Here is a 14,473-nt window from a genome sequence, read left to right as displayed (position 1 = left end):
CAGTGGGTAGCTCTTCGGCGCTCGCGGCCCTGGTCAAGCCCCCACGGGCGGTCGTCCGTGGGGAGACCGCGTGGGGCCTGTTGTCCGCACTGGACCGGCGGGGTCTCGGCCCCGTCGCGGGGGTGGACGAGGCCGGCCGCGGGGCGTGTGCCGGGCCGCTCGTGGTCGCGGCGTGCATGTTGCGGCCGGGGGACGCGGCCCGGTTGGAGGAGCTGACCGACTCCAAGCTGCTCACCGCGCTGGCCCGCGAGCGGGTCTACGAACGGGTGATCAAGCGCGCGCTCGACTACTCCATCGTGGTGATTCCGGCGGCCGAGGTGGATCTGCTCGGCATCCACGTCATGAACATCGAGGGCATGCGGCGGGCGGTCGCGGGCCTGCGGACCTGCCCGGGGTTCGTGTTGACCGACGGGTTCAAGGTGCCGGGCCTGCCGGCGCCGAGCCTGGCGGTCGTCAAGGGGGACAGGGCGGTCGCGTGCGTGGCTGCGGCGTCGGTGCTGGCGAAGGTGACCAGGGATCGCATCATGGCGGACCTGCACGGGGAGCACCCGGTGTACGGGTTCGACGTGCACAAGGGTTACACCACGACCGAACACGGCGCGGCACTCGCCGAATACGGTCCGAGTGCGGTACATCGGTGGTCCTACACCAATGTGGCGATGGCGGCGGCCGCTCACGGCAGGCGGCCACCACACAAGGTGATGCTGACCGCGGCGGCGCTCGGGCAACGTGAGGCGCCGGTGCGTGCCCTGGACGTCGTGGTGGGTCAGAATGAGGGTTCCGCCGCCGGATTGTCGGTTTAGCTCGCGAGGAGGGGCGCGGATTCCATGAGCGCAGAGGATCTCGAGAAGTACGAGACCGAGATGGAGTTGTCGCTGTACCGGGAGTACCGGGACATCGTCAGCCAGTTCTCGTACGTGGTGGAGACCGAGCGGCGGTTCTACCTGGCGAACGCCGTGGATGTCCAGGTCCGCGACGGTGGTGGTGAGGTCTACTTCGAGGTGCGGATGTCCGATGCCTGGGTGTGGGACATGTACCGCCCCGCCAGGTTCGTCAAGAACGTGCGGGTGATCACCTTCAAGGACGTCAACGTGGAGGAGCTGGAGAAACCAGACCTGCGCCTCCCCGAAGACGGCCCGTTCTCGGGCTGAGGTTTTCCGGGCAGACGCCCGCCGAGGTGTGTTGTTGCTCTTCGTCTGCGCTTGACCTCTGTTCAACCCTGGTTTCAGTACCCCCTGTTGATCCATCTCGCCCCGCGATCTGGCTCCTCGCCCCCTTGCACTGCCCCATCCCCGCTTTGGGCTCCTCCGCACGGCTCAGCCGTAGACCCCGCTGGCACTCCGGCAAGCCGTAGGACTCACCCCCTTGCCGCTTCCGCCCGGGTCCCGATCTCCGACCTGTGGTCGTCCCGCTGATTTCTGGTGAGCCCTGCACGACCTGGTCTCCATACGCCAGGCAGGCTGCTGCCCCCGTCGGCAGCCCGACAAGCGCAGTCTCCCCCTCGTCCCTGCCCTGCCCTGCCCTGCCCTGTCTCGGCTGCCCTGTCTCGCCATGCCTTGCCATGCCCCGCCGAGCCCAGCCTCGCCCTGCCCTGTCCCGCCGTGCCAGCCCTGCCCAGGCCAGCCCCGCTCTGTCTCCCCGTGCCTAGCCCTGCCCAGGGCCAGCCCTGCCCTGCCCAGCCCAGTCCGACCCCGCCCCGCCCCGCCCTGCCCGTCCCGCCCGGCCTCGCCCCGCTCGTGCGCTTGCCACCGGTCCAGCTGTTGCCCGCGTTCCCGAGCCCTGCGCCTGATCCCGCCGTGCCCTGCGCTCGTGGGTTCGCCTCGCTCCAGCTCCTGCCCGCACTCCTGCGTTGTGCCCGTCCAGCGTCCGCCCCTGCCCCCGCGTTTGTTCCCCCGCCTGCGCTTGCCCGTGTCCCCGCGCCTCGCTCCCAGCTGGTGCCCGCGTCCTGCGCCCGATCTCGCCCGTGCCCCTGCAAGTCGTGGGCTCGCCTCACTCCAGCTCGTGCCCGCGCCCCCGCACCGGACCCCGCCGTACCTCTGCGCCCCTGCCCTGATCCAGCTCCTACCCGTACCCCTACGCCTACCCCCGCCCAGCGCCCGCTCCTCCTCCCACGCCTACGCCGGCCGCCCAGCCCATCCCATTGCGAACCCGCCCCCACCTCCGAGTTATCCACAGGGGGTGGGTTATCCACAGGCGACCCAATTCGCCCTGGTGCGGGTGCCCCGGGACCTGGCAGCGTCTTTCCCAACGCAAGATCTGATCTCTGGGGGAAGCAGTGATGAGCGCTGTGGCACGACCTACGGAAGCGCCCCACCTGAACCTCGGCCGCAAGGGCGAGGATCTGGCCGCGCAGCACCTGCAAAAGCTCGGTTTCGTGGTGCTGTCCAGGAACTGGCGCTGCCGCGAGGGCGAGCTGGACATCGTCGCGACCGACCGGCGCATGCTCGTGGTGTGCGAGGTCAAGACGAGAGCGGGCCAGAACTTCGGTGATCCCGCGGAGGCGGTCACCGCCGAGAAGATCGCCCGCATCCGCCGCATCACCGGCCAGTGGCTGCGCACCTTCAAGCTCCGCTGGTGCCAGGTGCGGTTCGACGTGGTCGCCGTCCTCGTCGAGCCGGGCGGCGAGCTGCGGCTCGAACACTTCCCCGGGGCTTTCTGATGCCGATCGGACACACCTGGTCGGTCGCCGTGCTCGGCATCGACGGGCGGGTCATCGAGATCGAGGCCGATCTCGGCGGCGGCCTGCCCTGCACGAAGCTCGTCGGCCTGCCTGACGCCGGGCTGCGCGAGGCCAAGGACAGGGTGCGCTCCGCCGTCCGGAACTCCGGGCAGCAGTGGCCAGGGGAGAAGCTCACCCTCGGCCTCTCCCCGGCGAACCTGCCCAAGCTCGGCTCCGGCTACGACCTGGCCATCGCGACAGCGGTCCTCGCCGCCGCGGGCAAGGTCCCCGCGACCCGCCTGCCCGGAACAGTCCTGTTGGGAGAGCTGTCGCTGGACGGCCGGGTGCGCGAGATCCGAGGCGTCCTCCCCGGCTTGCTCGCGGCGCGGAGAGCGGGTGTCAAACGCGCCGTGGTGCCGGTGCACTCGCTCCACGAAGCCGCGCTGGTCGACGGCATCGACGTCCTGGGCGCCGCGCGGCTGGCCGAAGTCATCGCATGGTTGCACGGCGAAGGCGAGCTCGTCCCCCCGAGCCCGCCCGGAGACCCCGAACCACCGAAGGCGCCGGATCTGGCCGATGTCGTGGGCCAGCCCGAGGCGCGCTGGGCGCTGGAGGTCGCCGCGGCAGGGGGTCATCACCTCCTGTTCATGGGGCCGCCCGGGGTCGGGAAGACGATGTTGGCGAAGCGCCTTCCCGGGCTTCTGCCGTTGCTCTCCGTGGATGAAGCACTGGAGGTGACAGCTGTTCATTCCGTACACGGCTCCCTGTCTCGCACGTCGCCACTGGTGAAGGTGCCGCCGTTCGTCGCTCCGCACCACTCCGTGTCGGTCGCGGCCTTGGTAGGCGGCGGTAGCGGGCTGGCAGTGCCCGGCCTGATCAGCCAGGCGCACCGTGGAGTCCTCCTCCTCGACGAGGCTGCCGAGTTCACCAGTCCAGCGCTGGAGTCCCTCCGCACCGCCCTCGAAGACGGCGAAGTGCGAATCGCTCGTTCGAGGGGCTCGGTCTGCTACCCGGCGCGGTTCCAGCTCGTGCTGGCCACCAACCCGTGCCCTTGCGCGCCGCCCCGCGAGACGGACTGCACCTGCACCCCCTCCGCCCGCCGCCGTTACCTCAACCGCTTGTCGGGTCCGTTGCTCGACCGAGTCGACCTGCGGGTTCACCTGCACCCCATCACGGCGATGACGACGCACACCGATGAACCGGAACCCACAGCCGTTGTTCGCGAACGAGTCCTTGGCGCCCGCGCCCGCGCTGCCGAACGTTGGTCCGCGCACGGCTGGCGCACCAACGCGGAGGTGCCCGGTCCGGTGCTGCGCCGGGAGTTCGCCCTTCCACGACGAGCCACCGCACTGCTCGACCGCAGCCTGGACAGAGGCTTCCTCACCGCCCGGGGCGCCGACCGTTGTCTGCGAATCTCGTGGACTCTGGCCGATCTCGCCAAAGCCCCCGAGCCCGACGCAGACCACGTAGCAGCCGCCCTCGAATTCCGCGATCGGAGATCCGCATGAAGACAACCATCAACATTCGCCGCCGCTTCGCCGCTCTGTTGTCGCCACCCCAGGTGACTGGGGCGCTGCACTCCACGGCGGCTACCGCAAGCCGATCCCACACGGGTTCGGTCCCACCAATCGCTGCCCAGCCTGGCCTCTCTGCCCCAGCTCATTTCGCTGACGACAAATCGCCTCCACCCGAGCCGTTCTTTCCCCGATGGCAGGGAGGCAAGGCCCATGTCGTTGGATGAAGAGCGCCGTGCCAGGGCCTACCTACTCCGGGTCGCCGAGCCGCCCGCGGCAGCTCTTGTCGCGTTCGTCTCCGAACGTGGACCGATCGCGGCGGCAGCAGCGGTGCGAAGCGGCAACTGCCCCCAACGCGTGATCGACGAGACGGTCGCCCGTCGTGATCAGGAGCGGGCCGAAGCCGACCTGGAGGCCGGCAACGGCATGGGTGCGCGCCTGATCATCCCCGAGGACGACGAGTGGCCGGCCTGGCCGTTGCTCTGCCTCGAAGTGGCCCAGCAACGCGGCATCCAAAGCGGCACGGCACCACTCGCGTTGTGGGCTCGTGGGGACGCGCGGTTGGACGAGGCTGCTGACGGAGCAGTGGCGATCGTCGGTGCTCGCGCGGCCAGCGTTTACGGCGAACAGGTGGCGGGGGAGTTCGCCTACGGCCTGGCTGAGCGGGACCTGACCATCGTCTCCGGCGCGGCTTACGGCATTGACGGAGCCGCTCACCGGGGTGCCCTCGCCGCCAAGGGAGTCACCGTCGCATTGCTCGGGTGTTCGCTGGAGGCCGGTTATCCAGCCGGGCATGTCGGACTGCTGAACGCCATCGCCGAACGCGGTGGACTCGTGCTGAGCGAATACCCACCGGGCACTCCGCCCGCACGGCACCGGTTCCTGGTGCGCAACAGGCTGATCGCCGCGCTGAGCGAAGGCACGGTCGTCGTCGAAGCCGGACGGCGCAGCGGCGCACGCAACACCGCCACCACGGCGGGTGCGCTCGGCAAGATCGTGATGGCCGTTCCCGGTCCCATCGGTTCGGCCACCTCCGCCGGCTGCCACGAGCTGATCCGCAACTCCGCCGCGACGCTCGTGGCTTCTGTCGACGATGTCGTCGAGATCGTCGGGAAACTCGGCACGGACCCCCCGGAACGGCTGCAGACGAGGCGACCGACCGACGGTCTCGACGGCGACGCCCTTCGAATCCACGAAGCTCTCGAACGTCGGCAAGGCAAGTCTCCGGAACAGATCGCGGCCGAGTCGGGGGTGTCACTGCCGCGCGTCCGTGCGGTGCTGCCGGTGCTGGAGATGGAGGGTCTCGCTGAGCGTGACGAAACCGGGTGGCATCAACCTCGAAAGCTGCGGGCCACGAAGGAGAGCGCGTGAAGCAATCCGAGCCGAAGAGAGGTGGTGACGCGATACGCAGGTAACGCGGTGTGGCGATGCTTGACCATCGCGCCGGATTAACCGAGCGTGAGTACCTATGGCGGAGCCTGCTCAGGAGTGCACAAGAGACGAACGCGTGTACGCAGCGCGCACACCTGATCTCCTCCAGTTGCGGCCGCGGAACCGGTTCGGCCGGCCGGGAAAGCGTGGCTGTCCGTGAGCAAAGGAGACCGGGCAGACGATCGTGTCGACCTCCATGCGATCCGTGCGGCCCTCCCGGAAAAGGCGCGTGACCTGATCGCGCGCTACGAGCGGCATCTGAGTCTCGAACGCGGCCTGTCCGAGCACACCGTCCGTGCTTACGTGGGGGACGTGGTCTCGCTGCTGGGTTTCCTGCACCAGGACCACGGGGCGGACGACGACCGGTCGGCGCTGGCGGGGCTCGACGTCGCGGTGCTCCGGGCGTGGCTGGCCCACCAGCACGGGAGTGGCGCCAGCCGCACCACGCTCGCCCGCCGGTCGGCCGCCGCACGGACGTTCACCGCCTGGGCCCGGCGGCAGGGCGCGCTGGAGGTGGATCCGGGAGCTCGCTTGGTTTCCCCGCGGACACATCGGACGCTCCCTGCGGTGCTGCGACCGGACGAAGCCGGCGAGGTGCTGCGGGCGTCGAGCACCGGGGCGGCTGAGTTGGATCCGCAGGGTATGCGTGACCACGCGGTCCTCGAACTCCTGTATGCGACGGGTGTTCGGGTTTCGGAGCTTTGTGGACTCGACGTCGACGACGTCGACTTCGGGAGCCGCGTTGTGCGGGTCCTGGGCAAGGGAGGCAAGGAACGCGTGGTGCCGTTCGGCGTGCCGGCCGAACGCGCCCTGAGGTCCTGGTTGGAGATCGGCCGGCCGGCAATGGTCGCCTCGGCGGCCAAGGCTGACGCCGCGGCCCTGTTCCTGGGCGTCCGTGGTGGCCGGATGGACCCGCGCGCGGTCCGGCGCCTGGTTCACGAGGCCGTCGAGTCGGTGCCCGGCGCGGCGGACATGGGGCCGCACGGGCTGCGGCACACCGCGGCGACCCACCTGCTGGAGGGAGGCGCTGATCTCCGCAGCGTTCAGGAACTGCTCGGTCACGCTACGCTTGCCACGACGCAGCTCTACACTCACGTGACAGTCGAGCGGTTGAAGGCGATCCATGACCGAGCCCACCCTCGCGCCCGATGACCTCGGCGCGTGATGGGGGAGGACCGGTGGGGCCGTCGTCGCTCCACCCGACCAGACCTGAGCCCGGAGACCGAACTGAGCCCGTTGCCGAGAGCGGCCGTCCGATGACAGCCGACCTGCGCCTCACCGACGCAGACCGTTCGGAAACCAGCCCGAACGGCGACCTCGGCGTACCCACGGACGGCAGTGCGCCTCCTCGTCGCGGCAACCCCTGCGAGGACGCCCCCCAGGACGGCGAACCGGCAGGCAGCCCCCTGTCGACGGCCGGCTCCGCTGACGCTCGCCGTGCGCCCCACCCCACGGACAACGAGCACGACATCAGCGTTGCGGGTCCCCCACATGCCCTGAACGCCACTGAGACCGTCTTACCGGACGGCTCGGGTTCCGGCAGCGGCACCGCGATCGAGGATTCCGCCGGTGGCGCGACCGTCGCGGGGTCAGTGGACGGACGCGCCCCTGCGGACTCTGCGAGCGGGGGGCGTGACGCCGCCGCCGACAGCCTGGCTCGGGCTGCCGACGCGCGTGATGGTGCGGCTCCGGCCGGTACGGCGCTGGCGCCCGGCGGCGCTGGCGGCCAGCCGAGTCGGACCGGGGGCGGTGGCGACGGATCGACGAACGAGGTCGACGCGGCGATCAACGCCTTGTGGCGCGAGTTCCGGGAGCGGCCGAACCAGCGGCTCCGGGAGCGTCTGGTGCTGCACTACGCACCGCTGGTCAAGTACGTCGCCGGGCGGGTGGGCACCGGGTTGCCAACGCACGTCGACGTCGGGGACCTCGTCCAGTCCGGCATCTTCGGGCTGATCGACGCCATCGAGAAGTTCGACCCCGACCGGGGCTGGCGCTTCGAGACCTACGCGATGCAGCGCATCCGCGGAGCGATCCTGGATGACCTCCGTTCTCAGGACTGGGTGCCGCGCGTGGTGCGCAGCCGGTTGCGGGAAGCCGAGCGCGCCCTCGAACGGCTCGGGGCACGCCTCCACCGCACGCCGAGCGACACCGAGCTGGCCGAGGAGCTCGGCATCGGGCTCGACGAGTTGCGCGACCTCTACGGCCAGCTACGGCTCACGAGCGTCGTGGCGCTCGAGGACCTCATCGCGGCGGGCAAGGACAGCGGGTCACTCGTCGACACCCTGCAGGACGAAGACGCGGTGGACCCCGTCGCTGTCCTCGTCGACCGCGACAACCGGCGGCAGCTGGCCGAGGCCATCGCGCAACTCACCGAACGCGACCGGATCGTGGTCAGCCTCTACTACTTCGAGAGCCTGACCCTCGCCGAGATCGGCAAGGTCCTCGGCGTCACCGAGTCGCGGGTGAGCCAGCTCCACACCCGGGCGGTCCTCCGGCTGCGGGCCCGCCTGACCGAGCAAGCCAGCGTCTGACCTCGCGAGTAGCTGCGGCCGCACGAGCGGGACACGAGCGGGACAGTCGCCCGCGGCGGGGGCGCGGGCTCTCGGTCGGGACGGGTTTCGCTGAGGACTTCCGCGTTCGGTGCTCGACCGACGAGAGGGTGGGAGCATCATCCGTGCTGCCGTGCTGCCGTGCTGCCGTGCTGCCGTGCTGCCGTGCTGCCGTGCTGCCGTGCTGCCGTGCTGCCGTGCTGCCGTGCTGCCGTGCTGCCGTGCTGCCGTGCTGCCGTGCTGCCGTGCTGCCGTGCTGCCGTGCTGCCGTGCTGCCGTGCTGCCGTGCTGCCGTGCTGCCGTGCTGCCGTGCTGCCGTGCTGCCGTGCTGCCGTGCTGCCTGACCGGCGAGGCAGTGGCGGCAGCAGCAGCCCTGATGCCGCGGGGGCGGCAGGCGGCGGGCTGCGCTGACGCGGGTCGGCAGGAGCCGCGGGGAATAGGTCGGTGACCGGCGCCAGTCACCGAGCTGTGGTCCGCGTCCTGACAGCCCTTAAGGCGGCTCCCACGGCTTCAGCCGGATCACGGACTCCGTTCGGATCAAGGCCAGTGGGTTCAGGTACTCCTCTCCTCGCCGGACACCCCAGTGCAGGCAGGCCGCGACCGGGCATCCCGGATGCCCGGGGTTGACCAAGCCGATCTGCTGCCCGCCGTAGACCTGGGCACCTGCGGGCACCGTCGGGGTCACCGGCTCGTACGTCGTGCGTAGGCCGCCGTCGTGGTCGATCGATACCACGCCTTGGCCTGCGACCTGGCCCGCGAACACCACGACACCGGGGGCCGCTGCCAGGACGGGCTGACCGGGTGCCGCCGCCAGGTCGACGCCTCGGTGGCCCGGGCCGTACTCCGTCGCCGGCGCTTCGAAGGCCCGCGTCACCTCCGGCGGCGGCGACAGTGGCCATGAGAACCGGGGCTCCTGCAACACCGCAGACCGGGGGACCACCGCGCCCGAGCTCCACGCGACCGGCGTTATCAGCGCCCCTGCCACGAGCAGGAGCGCTGATGTCACGGGGAAGAACCTGGGCACGTCTCCCACGATGGCCGTCCAGCACTCACCACGGGAAACAGAATGCGATTCTGTGGACAACCGAGGGTGATGTGGACAGCTCGGACCCCTCAGGCTCCCCGGGTGATGCTGCCGAGCGCTGGGCGTACACTATTCGCGCGGCCTGTCCTGCACAGGTCGACTTCGCGTGCACGTGCATGTCCCGACCTCTCAGCTCGATCGAGACGGGACGCGCGGTGTCCGGGCGGTCCTCGTGGCGACACGGGGTGCGGACACCGGCACGGCACCAGGGCTGCCGGTCACCCGGCCTGCAGCGGCAAACCGAAACGCGCGCCGGTGAAAACCCGGCACGCCAGACAGAAGAGGTGCGAATCCGGCCATGGCCGTCGTCACCATGAAGCAGCTGCTCGACTCCGGTGTGCACTTCGGGCACCAGACGCGGCGCTGGAACCCGAAGATGAAGCGCTACATCCTCACCGAGCGCAACGGCATCTACATCATCGACCTGCAGCAGACGCTGACGTACATCGACCGTGCGTTCGAGTTCATCAAGGAAACGGTCGCGCACGGCGGCACCATCATGTTCGTCGGCACGAAGAAGCAGGCGCAGGAAGCGATCGCCAGCGAGGCGCAGCGCGTGGGCATGCCCTACGTGAACCAGCGCTGGCTGGGCGGCATGCTCACCAACTTCCAGACCGTGCACAAGCGGCTGCAGCGCCTCAAGGAGCTCGAGGCGCAGGAGCAGACCGGTGGCTTCCAGGGTCTGACCAAGCGCGAAATCCTCACGCTCACCCGCGAGAAGGACAAGCTCGAGAAGACCCTCGGCGGTATCCGCGACATGGCGAAGGTTCCCTCCGCCGTGTGGATCGTGGACACCAAGAAGGAGCACATCGCCGTCGGCGAGGCGCGCAAGCTCAACATCCCCGTCGTGGCGGTGCTGGACACCAACTGCGACCCCGACGAGGTCGACTACCCGATCCCGGGCAACGACGACGCGATCCGTTCCGCGGCGCTGCTGACCAAGGTCGTCGCCGAGGCGGCCGCGGCCGGTCTGCTCGCCCGGTCGGGCCGCAACGGTTCCGCGCCCGAGGGCCAGGACAAGCCGGAGCCCGGTGTGGCCTCCGACGAGCCGCTGGCCGAGTGGGAGAAGGAGCTCCTGGCCGGCAATGAGGGCGGCGAGCAGCAGCAGCCCGCCGAGCAGACCACCTCTTCCTGACCAGCTTCCCCGCGCGGCCGCTCGCCGGCGGCCGCGCGGGACCCGAGAACTCCGAAGGAAACACGATGGCGAACTACACCGCGGCGGACGTGAAGCGTCTCCGCGAGCTCACCGGCTCCGGCATGATGGACTGCAAGAAGGCGCTGGAGGAGAACGACGGCGACTTCGACAAGGCCGTCGAGTACCTGCGCATCAAGGGTGCGAAGGACGTCGGCAAGCGCGCCGAGCGCGCCACCGCCGAGGGTCTGGTCGCCGGTGACGGCGGCGTGCTGATCGAGCTCAACTCCGAGACCGACTTCGTCGCGAAGAACGAGCAGTTCCAGCAGCTGGCCGAGAAGATCGTCGCCGCGGCCAAGGCCGCGCGCACCGACGACGTCGAGAAGCTGGGCGCGGCCCAGCTCGAGGGCGGCCAGACCGTCAACGACGCCGTCCAGGAGCTGGCCGCCAAGATCGGCGAGAAGCTCGTCCTGCGCCGGGTCGTCTCGTTCGACGGCACGGTCGAGACCTACCTGCACCGCCGTGGCGCCGGCCTTCCGCCGGCCGTCGGCGTGCTGGTCGAGTACACCGGTGACGGGGCCGAGGCGGCCCGCGGTGCGGCGCTGCAGATCGCGGCCCTCAAGCCGAAGTACCTGACCCGCGAGGAGGTGCCCGCCGACATCGTCGACAACGAGCGCCGCATCGCCGAGGAGACCGCGCGGGCCGAGGGCAAGCCGGAGCAGGCGCTGCCGAAGATCATCGAAGGCAAGGTCAACGCCTTCTACAAGGACACCGTGCTGCTGGAGCAGCCGTCGGTGACCGACAACAAGAAGACCGTGAAGCAGCTGCTCGACGCGGCGGGCGTGACCGTCACCCGGTTCGCGCGCTTCGAGGTGGGCCAGCAGTAAGGCCCCCAGGCTGACGCGTATCGTGCCCCGTCTCCCGGTGAACTCGGGGACGGGGCACGATGCCGAACGAGCACTTGAGCGAAGCGGTACCCACGGAGGTGAGGGCGGGCATGACGGAGCAACGAGCCGATGACGGCTACCGACGGGTACTGCTGAAACTGGGCGGCGAGATGCTCGGCGGCGGATCGCTGGGCGTCGACCCCGACGTGGTGCACTCGGTCGCGCTGCAGATCGCGGAGGTCGTGCGCACCGGCGTGCAGATGGCCGTCGTCATCGGGGGTGGCAACTACTTCCGCGGCGCGGAGCTGTCGCAGCGCGGCATGGACCGCGACCGCGCCGACTACATGGCCATGCTGGGCACGGTGATGAACTGCCTCGCGCTGCAGGACTTCCTGGAGAAGGAAGGCGTGCCGACGCGCGTGCAGAGCGCCATCACCATGGGCCAGGTCGCCGAGCCCTACATCCCGCGGCGCGCCGAGCGGCACCTGGAGAAGGGCCGTGTGGTCATCTTCGCCGCCGGCGTCGGGATGCCGTACTTCTCCACCGACACGGCGGCCGCGCAGCGGGCGCTGGAGATCGGCTGCGAGGCGGTCCTGATGGCCAAGGCGGTCGACGGCGTGTTCACCGCCGACCCGAAAACCGACCCCGGCGCGAAGATGTTCGAGGAGATCACGCACCGCGAGGTGCTCGAACGCGGGCTGAAGGTCGCCGACGCGACGGCCTTCAGCCTCTGCATGGACAACAACATGCCGATCATCGTGTTCAACCTCCTCACGGAGGGGAACATCGCGCGCGCGGTCCGTGGTGAGAGGATCGGGACGTTGGTCAGCACCCCGCCGCGGGACTGACCGCCCAGTACTGGTGGGATCACCGGAGACAACAGAGAAAAACGGGAGTAGCCGTGATCGACGAGACCCTCCTCGACGCCGAGGAGAAGATGGAAAAAGCGGTGTCCCACGCCAAGGAGGATCTGTCGTCGGTGCGGACCGGCCGGGCCACTCCGTCGATGTTCTCCCGCGTGGTGGTCGAGGCCTACGGCGCGACGATGCCGCTCAACCAGGTGGCGAGCGTGAACATCCCCGAGGCGCGGATGGCCATCGTCAAGCCGTACGACCAGAGCCAGCTGAACGCCATCGAGAAGGCGATCCGCGAATCCGACCTGGGCGTGAATCCCAGCAACGACGGGCAGATCATCCGCATCGTCATCCCGCAGCTGACCGAGGAGCGGCGCCGCGAGATGGTGAAGACGGCCAAGAGCAAGGGCGAGGACGCCAAGGTCCACATCCGCGGTGTGCGCCGCAAGGCCAAGGAAGAGCTCGACCGCATCGCCAAGGACGGCGAGGCCGGTGAGGACGAGGTCGCCCGCGCGGAGAAGGAACTGCAGAACCTGACGGACAGCTACGTCTCCCAGGTCGACGAACTCGTCAAGAACAAGGAAACCGAGCTACTCGAGGTCTGATGGCCCAGGTGAGCGAAGAACGCGAGAAGGCCCCGATGTCTTCTCCCGAGCCGGAGGAACCCGCCCCGGCCAAGAAACCGTCGCGGGCCGGCCGGAACCTGCCGGCGGCCATCGCGGTCGGCGTGGTGCTGGGGGCGGCGATCCTCGTCTCGCTGCTCACCGTGCGGTACCTGTTCATCGGGATCATCGCGGTCGCCATCGCGGTGGGGACGATCGAGTTCGCGCAGGCCGTGCGCCGCGCGGCGGGTATCCGGCTCGCGCTGGTCCCGCTGCTGGTGGGTGGCCAGGCGATGGTCTGGCTGGCCTGGCCGTTCGGGCTCAAGGGCGCGATGATCGCGTTCGCGCTCACCGTGCTGGCCTGCTTGCTGTGGCGGTTGCCTGGCGGCGCTGATGGCTACCTGCGCGACATTTCGACGTCGGTGTTCGCCGCCGCGTGGCTGCCGTTGTTCGCGTCCTTCGCCGCGATGCTCGTGCCGCCCACGGATGGGGTCGGCCGGGTACTGACGTTCATGATCGGCGTCGTCGCGTCCGACACCGGGGGCTACGCCGCGGGCGTGCTCAAGGGCAAGCACCCGATGGCGCCGTCGATCAGCCCGAAGAAGACCTGGGAAGGTTTCACCGGTTCGCTGGTCGCGGGCGTCGTCGGTGGCGCGCTGTCGGTGCACTTCCTGCTCGACGGGCACGTGTGGCAGGGCGTGCTGTTCGGCGCCGCGATCGTGCTCACCGCCACGCTCGGGGACCTGGTCGAGTCGCTCATCAAGCGGGACCTGGGCATCAAGGACATGGGCACCATGCTGCCCGGGCACGGCGGGCTGATGGACCGGCTGGACTCACTGCTGCCGTCGGCCGTCGTGTCCTGGGTGCTGCTGTCGGCGTTCGTCGGCTGACGGCTCAGTCGTCGTAGGGGTCGTCCACCTCGGCGACTCCGGTGTTGTCCACCAGCATGAGGCTGCGGTCGATCACCGAGAACACGGCGCCGCACGGGTCGGCAAGGATCGCGACGCGGCCCCACGGCGTGTCGTACGGCTCCACGACGATGCGGCCGCCCAGCATCAGGGCGTGCCCGGCGGTGGCGTCGGTGCCCCGCGCGGGGTCCACCTCGAAGTAGACCATCCAGTGCGGCAACGTTTCCGGCGGGTACTCCGGGCCCATCACGTACCGGTAGAGCACCGGCTGCTGGTCCAGGAGCCATTCGGTGTAGTCGATGCCGCGGTGGTCGCCGATCTGTCTTGCCGTGTAGTTGAAGAGGCGGCAGAAGAAGCCATCGGCCGCTTCGCCGTGGTGGGTGTTGAGGTCCGCCGTCGCGAACGCGTTCGGCGTTCCGGTCACGAAGTCCCACGCCGGTGAGGGCTGCCAGAAGACGGCGGGCGCGCCGGCCGGGTCCAGGACGTGCACGATGCTGCCGCGGCCGGGGATCTCCACGGGGCCGAGGGTGACCGTTCCGCCCAGGTGCTGCGTCCATTCGGCGGCGTTTGCCGTGCTCTGCACGGAGATGTTGACCGTCCAGAGGCTCGGTTGCCGGTCCGGTGTGCGGTAGATCCCGGCGACGTCGCGGTTGCCGAACGAAGCGATGAGGTAGCGCCCCGTGGGCGTCGCCGGATCGCGGTTGAGGTAGAAGGTCCAGCCGAAGAGTCCGTTGTAGAACTGCTGCGCCACACCCTCGTCCAGGGTCGCGAGCTCGACCCAGCACGGTATACCGGAGGGGAGTATCGCCTGTGTGGGCAGCGGACTGAGTGCCATGGTGCCTCCTGTCCCGGG

At 69.8% G+C, this 14,473-nt stretch carries 14 protein-coding genes; 12 read left to right on the top strand and 2 right to left on the bottom strand.

The window, feature by feature from the left end:
• Positions 1-2 precede the first annotated feature (2 nt).
• From FHX82_RS14750 to FHX82_RS14720, 7 genes are all read left to right on the top strand, one after another.
• A complete protein-coding gene (locus FHX82_RS14750; RefSeq protein ID WP_145939220.1) occupies positions 3-803 on the top strand; it encodes a ribonuclease HII in 801 nt (266 codons plus the stop codon).
• 24 nt (positions 804-827) lie between these two features.
• Positions 828-1,151 carry a DUF2469 domain-containing protein gene (locus FHX82_RS14745; protein ID WP_027946358.1) on the top strand — a complete coding sequence of 108 codons (324 nt, stop codon included), beginning with the start codon at positions 828-830 and terminating at the stop codon, positions 1,149-1,151.
• A gap of 1,127 nt (positions 1,152-2,278) precedes the next feature.
• On the top strand, positions 2,279-2,659 hold the full coding sequence (locus tag FHX82_RS14740) for a YraN family protein (RefSeq protein ID WP_145937521.1): 381 nt from the start codon (positions 2,279-2,281) through the stop codon (positions 2,657-2,659).
• Complete coding sequence (locus tag FHX82_RS14735) at positions 2,659-4,167, top strand: YifB family Mg chelatase-like AAA ATPase (protein WP_145937520.1); 1,509 nt, start codon at positions 2,659-2,661, stop codon at positions 4,165-4,167. The genes FHX82_RS14740 and FHX82_RS14735 overlap by 1 nt, the downstream gene beginning before the upstream one ends.
• Before the next feature lie 219 nt (positions 4,168-4,386).
• A complete protein-coding gene (gene dprA, locus FHX82_RS14730; protein WP_145937519.1) occupies positions 4,387-5,544 on the top strand; it encodes a DNA-processing protein DprA in 1,158 nt (385 codons plus the stop codon).
• 216 nt (positions 5,545-5,760) lie between these two features.
• Entirely contained in the window at positions 5,761-6,756 is a 996-nt protein-coding gene (locus FHX82_RS14725; protein WP_145937518.1) for a tyrosine recombinase XerC, read from the top strand.
• Positions 6,757-7,307: 551 nt separating this feature from the next.
• Positions 7,308-8,135, top strand: coding sequence for a FliA/WhiG family RNA polymerase sigma factor (locus FHX82_RS14720; protein ID WP_145937524.1), 828 nt, complete (start codon positions 7,308-7,310; stop codon positions 8,133-8,135).
• 508 nt (positions 8,136-8,643) lie between these two features.
• Here the strand turns inward: FHX82_RS14720 and FHX82_RS14715 are convergent.
• Positions 8,644-9,159, bottom strand: coding sequence for a M23 family metallopeptidase (locus FHX82_RS14715; protein ID WP_373308639.1), 516 nt, complete (start codon positions 9,157-9,159; stop codon positions 8,644-8,646).
• A 376-nt stretch (positions 9,160-9,535) separates the two neighbouring features.
• Here FHX82_RS14715 and rpsB point away from each other — a divergent pair, with 376 nt between their 5' ends.
• The 5 genes from rpsB to FHX82_RS14690 all read left to right on the top strand — a co-directional run bounded on the left by rpsB (position 9,536) and on the right by FHX82_RS14690 (position 13,602).
• Positions 9,536-10,372 carry a 30S ribosomal protein S2 gene (rpsB, locus tag FHX82_RS14710; protein WP_145937515.1) on the top strand — a complete coding sequence of 279 codons (837 nt, stop codon included), beginning with the start codon at positions 9,536-9,538 and terminating at the stop codon, positions 10,370-10,372.
• A 65-nt stretch (positions 10,373-10,437) separates the two neighbouring features.
• The gene (gene tsf, locus FHX82_RS14705) at positions 10,438-11,256 is read left to right on the top strand and encodes a translation elongation factor Ts (protein ID WP_145937514.1); all 819 of its coding nucleotides are present in this window, start codon (positions 10,438-10,440) and stop codon (positions 11,254-11,256) included.
• Between the two features lie 110 nt (positions 11,257-11,366).
• Positions 11,367-12,104: a UMP kinase gene (gene pyrH, locus FHX82_RS14700; RefSeq protein WP_145937513.1), complete on the top strand. Its 738-nt coding sequence runs from the start codon at positions 11,367-11,369 to the stop codon at positions 12,102-12,104.
• Between the two features lie 53 nt (positions 12,105-12,157).
• On the top strand, positions 12,158-12,715 hold the full coding sequence (gene frr, locus FHX82_RS14695; protein ID WP_145937512.1) for a ribosome recycling factor: 558 nt from the start codon (positions 12,158-12,160) through the stop codon (positions 12,713-12,715).
• A complete protein-coding gene (locus FHX82_RS14690) occupies positions 12,715-13,602 on the top strand; it encodes a phosphatidate cytidylyltransferase (protein ID WP_145937511.1) in 888 nt (295 codons plus the stop codon). Before frr ends, FHX82_RS14690 begins: the two co-directional genes overlap by 1 nt.
• 4 nt (positions 13,603-13,606) lie before the next feature.
• On the opposite strand, the gene FHX82_RS14685 is transcribed toward FHX82_RS14690, so the two are convergent.
• Positions 13,607-14,455 (bottom strand): VOC family protein, encoded by an 849-nt coding sequence (locus FHX82_RS14685; protein WP_145937510.1) that lies wholly within the window; start codon positions 14,453-14,455, stop codon positions 13,607-13,609.
• Between the last annotated feature and the right edge of the window lie 18 nt (positions 14,456-14,473).

It is taken from the genome of Amycolatopsis bartoniae, assembly GCF_014191255.1.
In the GTDB taxonomy this organism is placed as follows: Bacteria; Actinomycetota; Actinomycetes; order Mycobacteriales; family Pseudonocardiaceae; genus Amycolatopsis_E; species Amycolatopsis_E bartoniae.
Note: the sequence above shows the minus strand (reverse complement) of the source record. Positions and strands in the feature narration are given on the sequence as shown.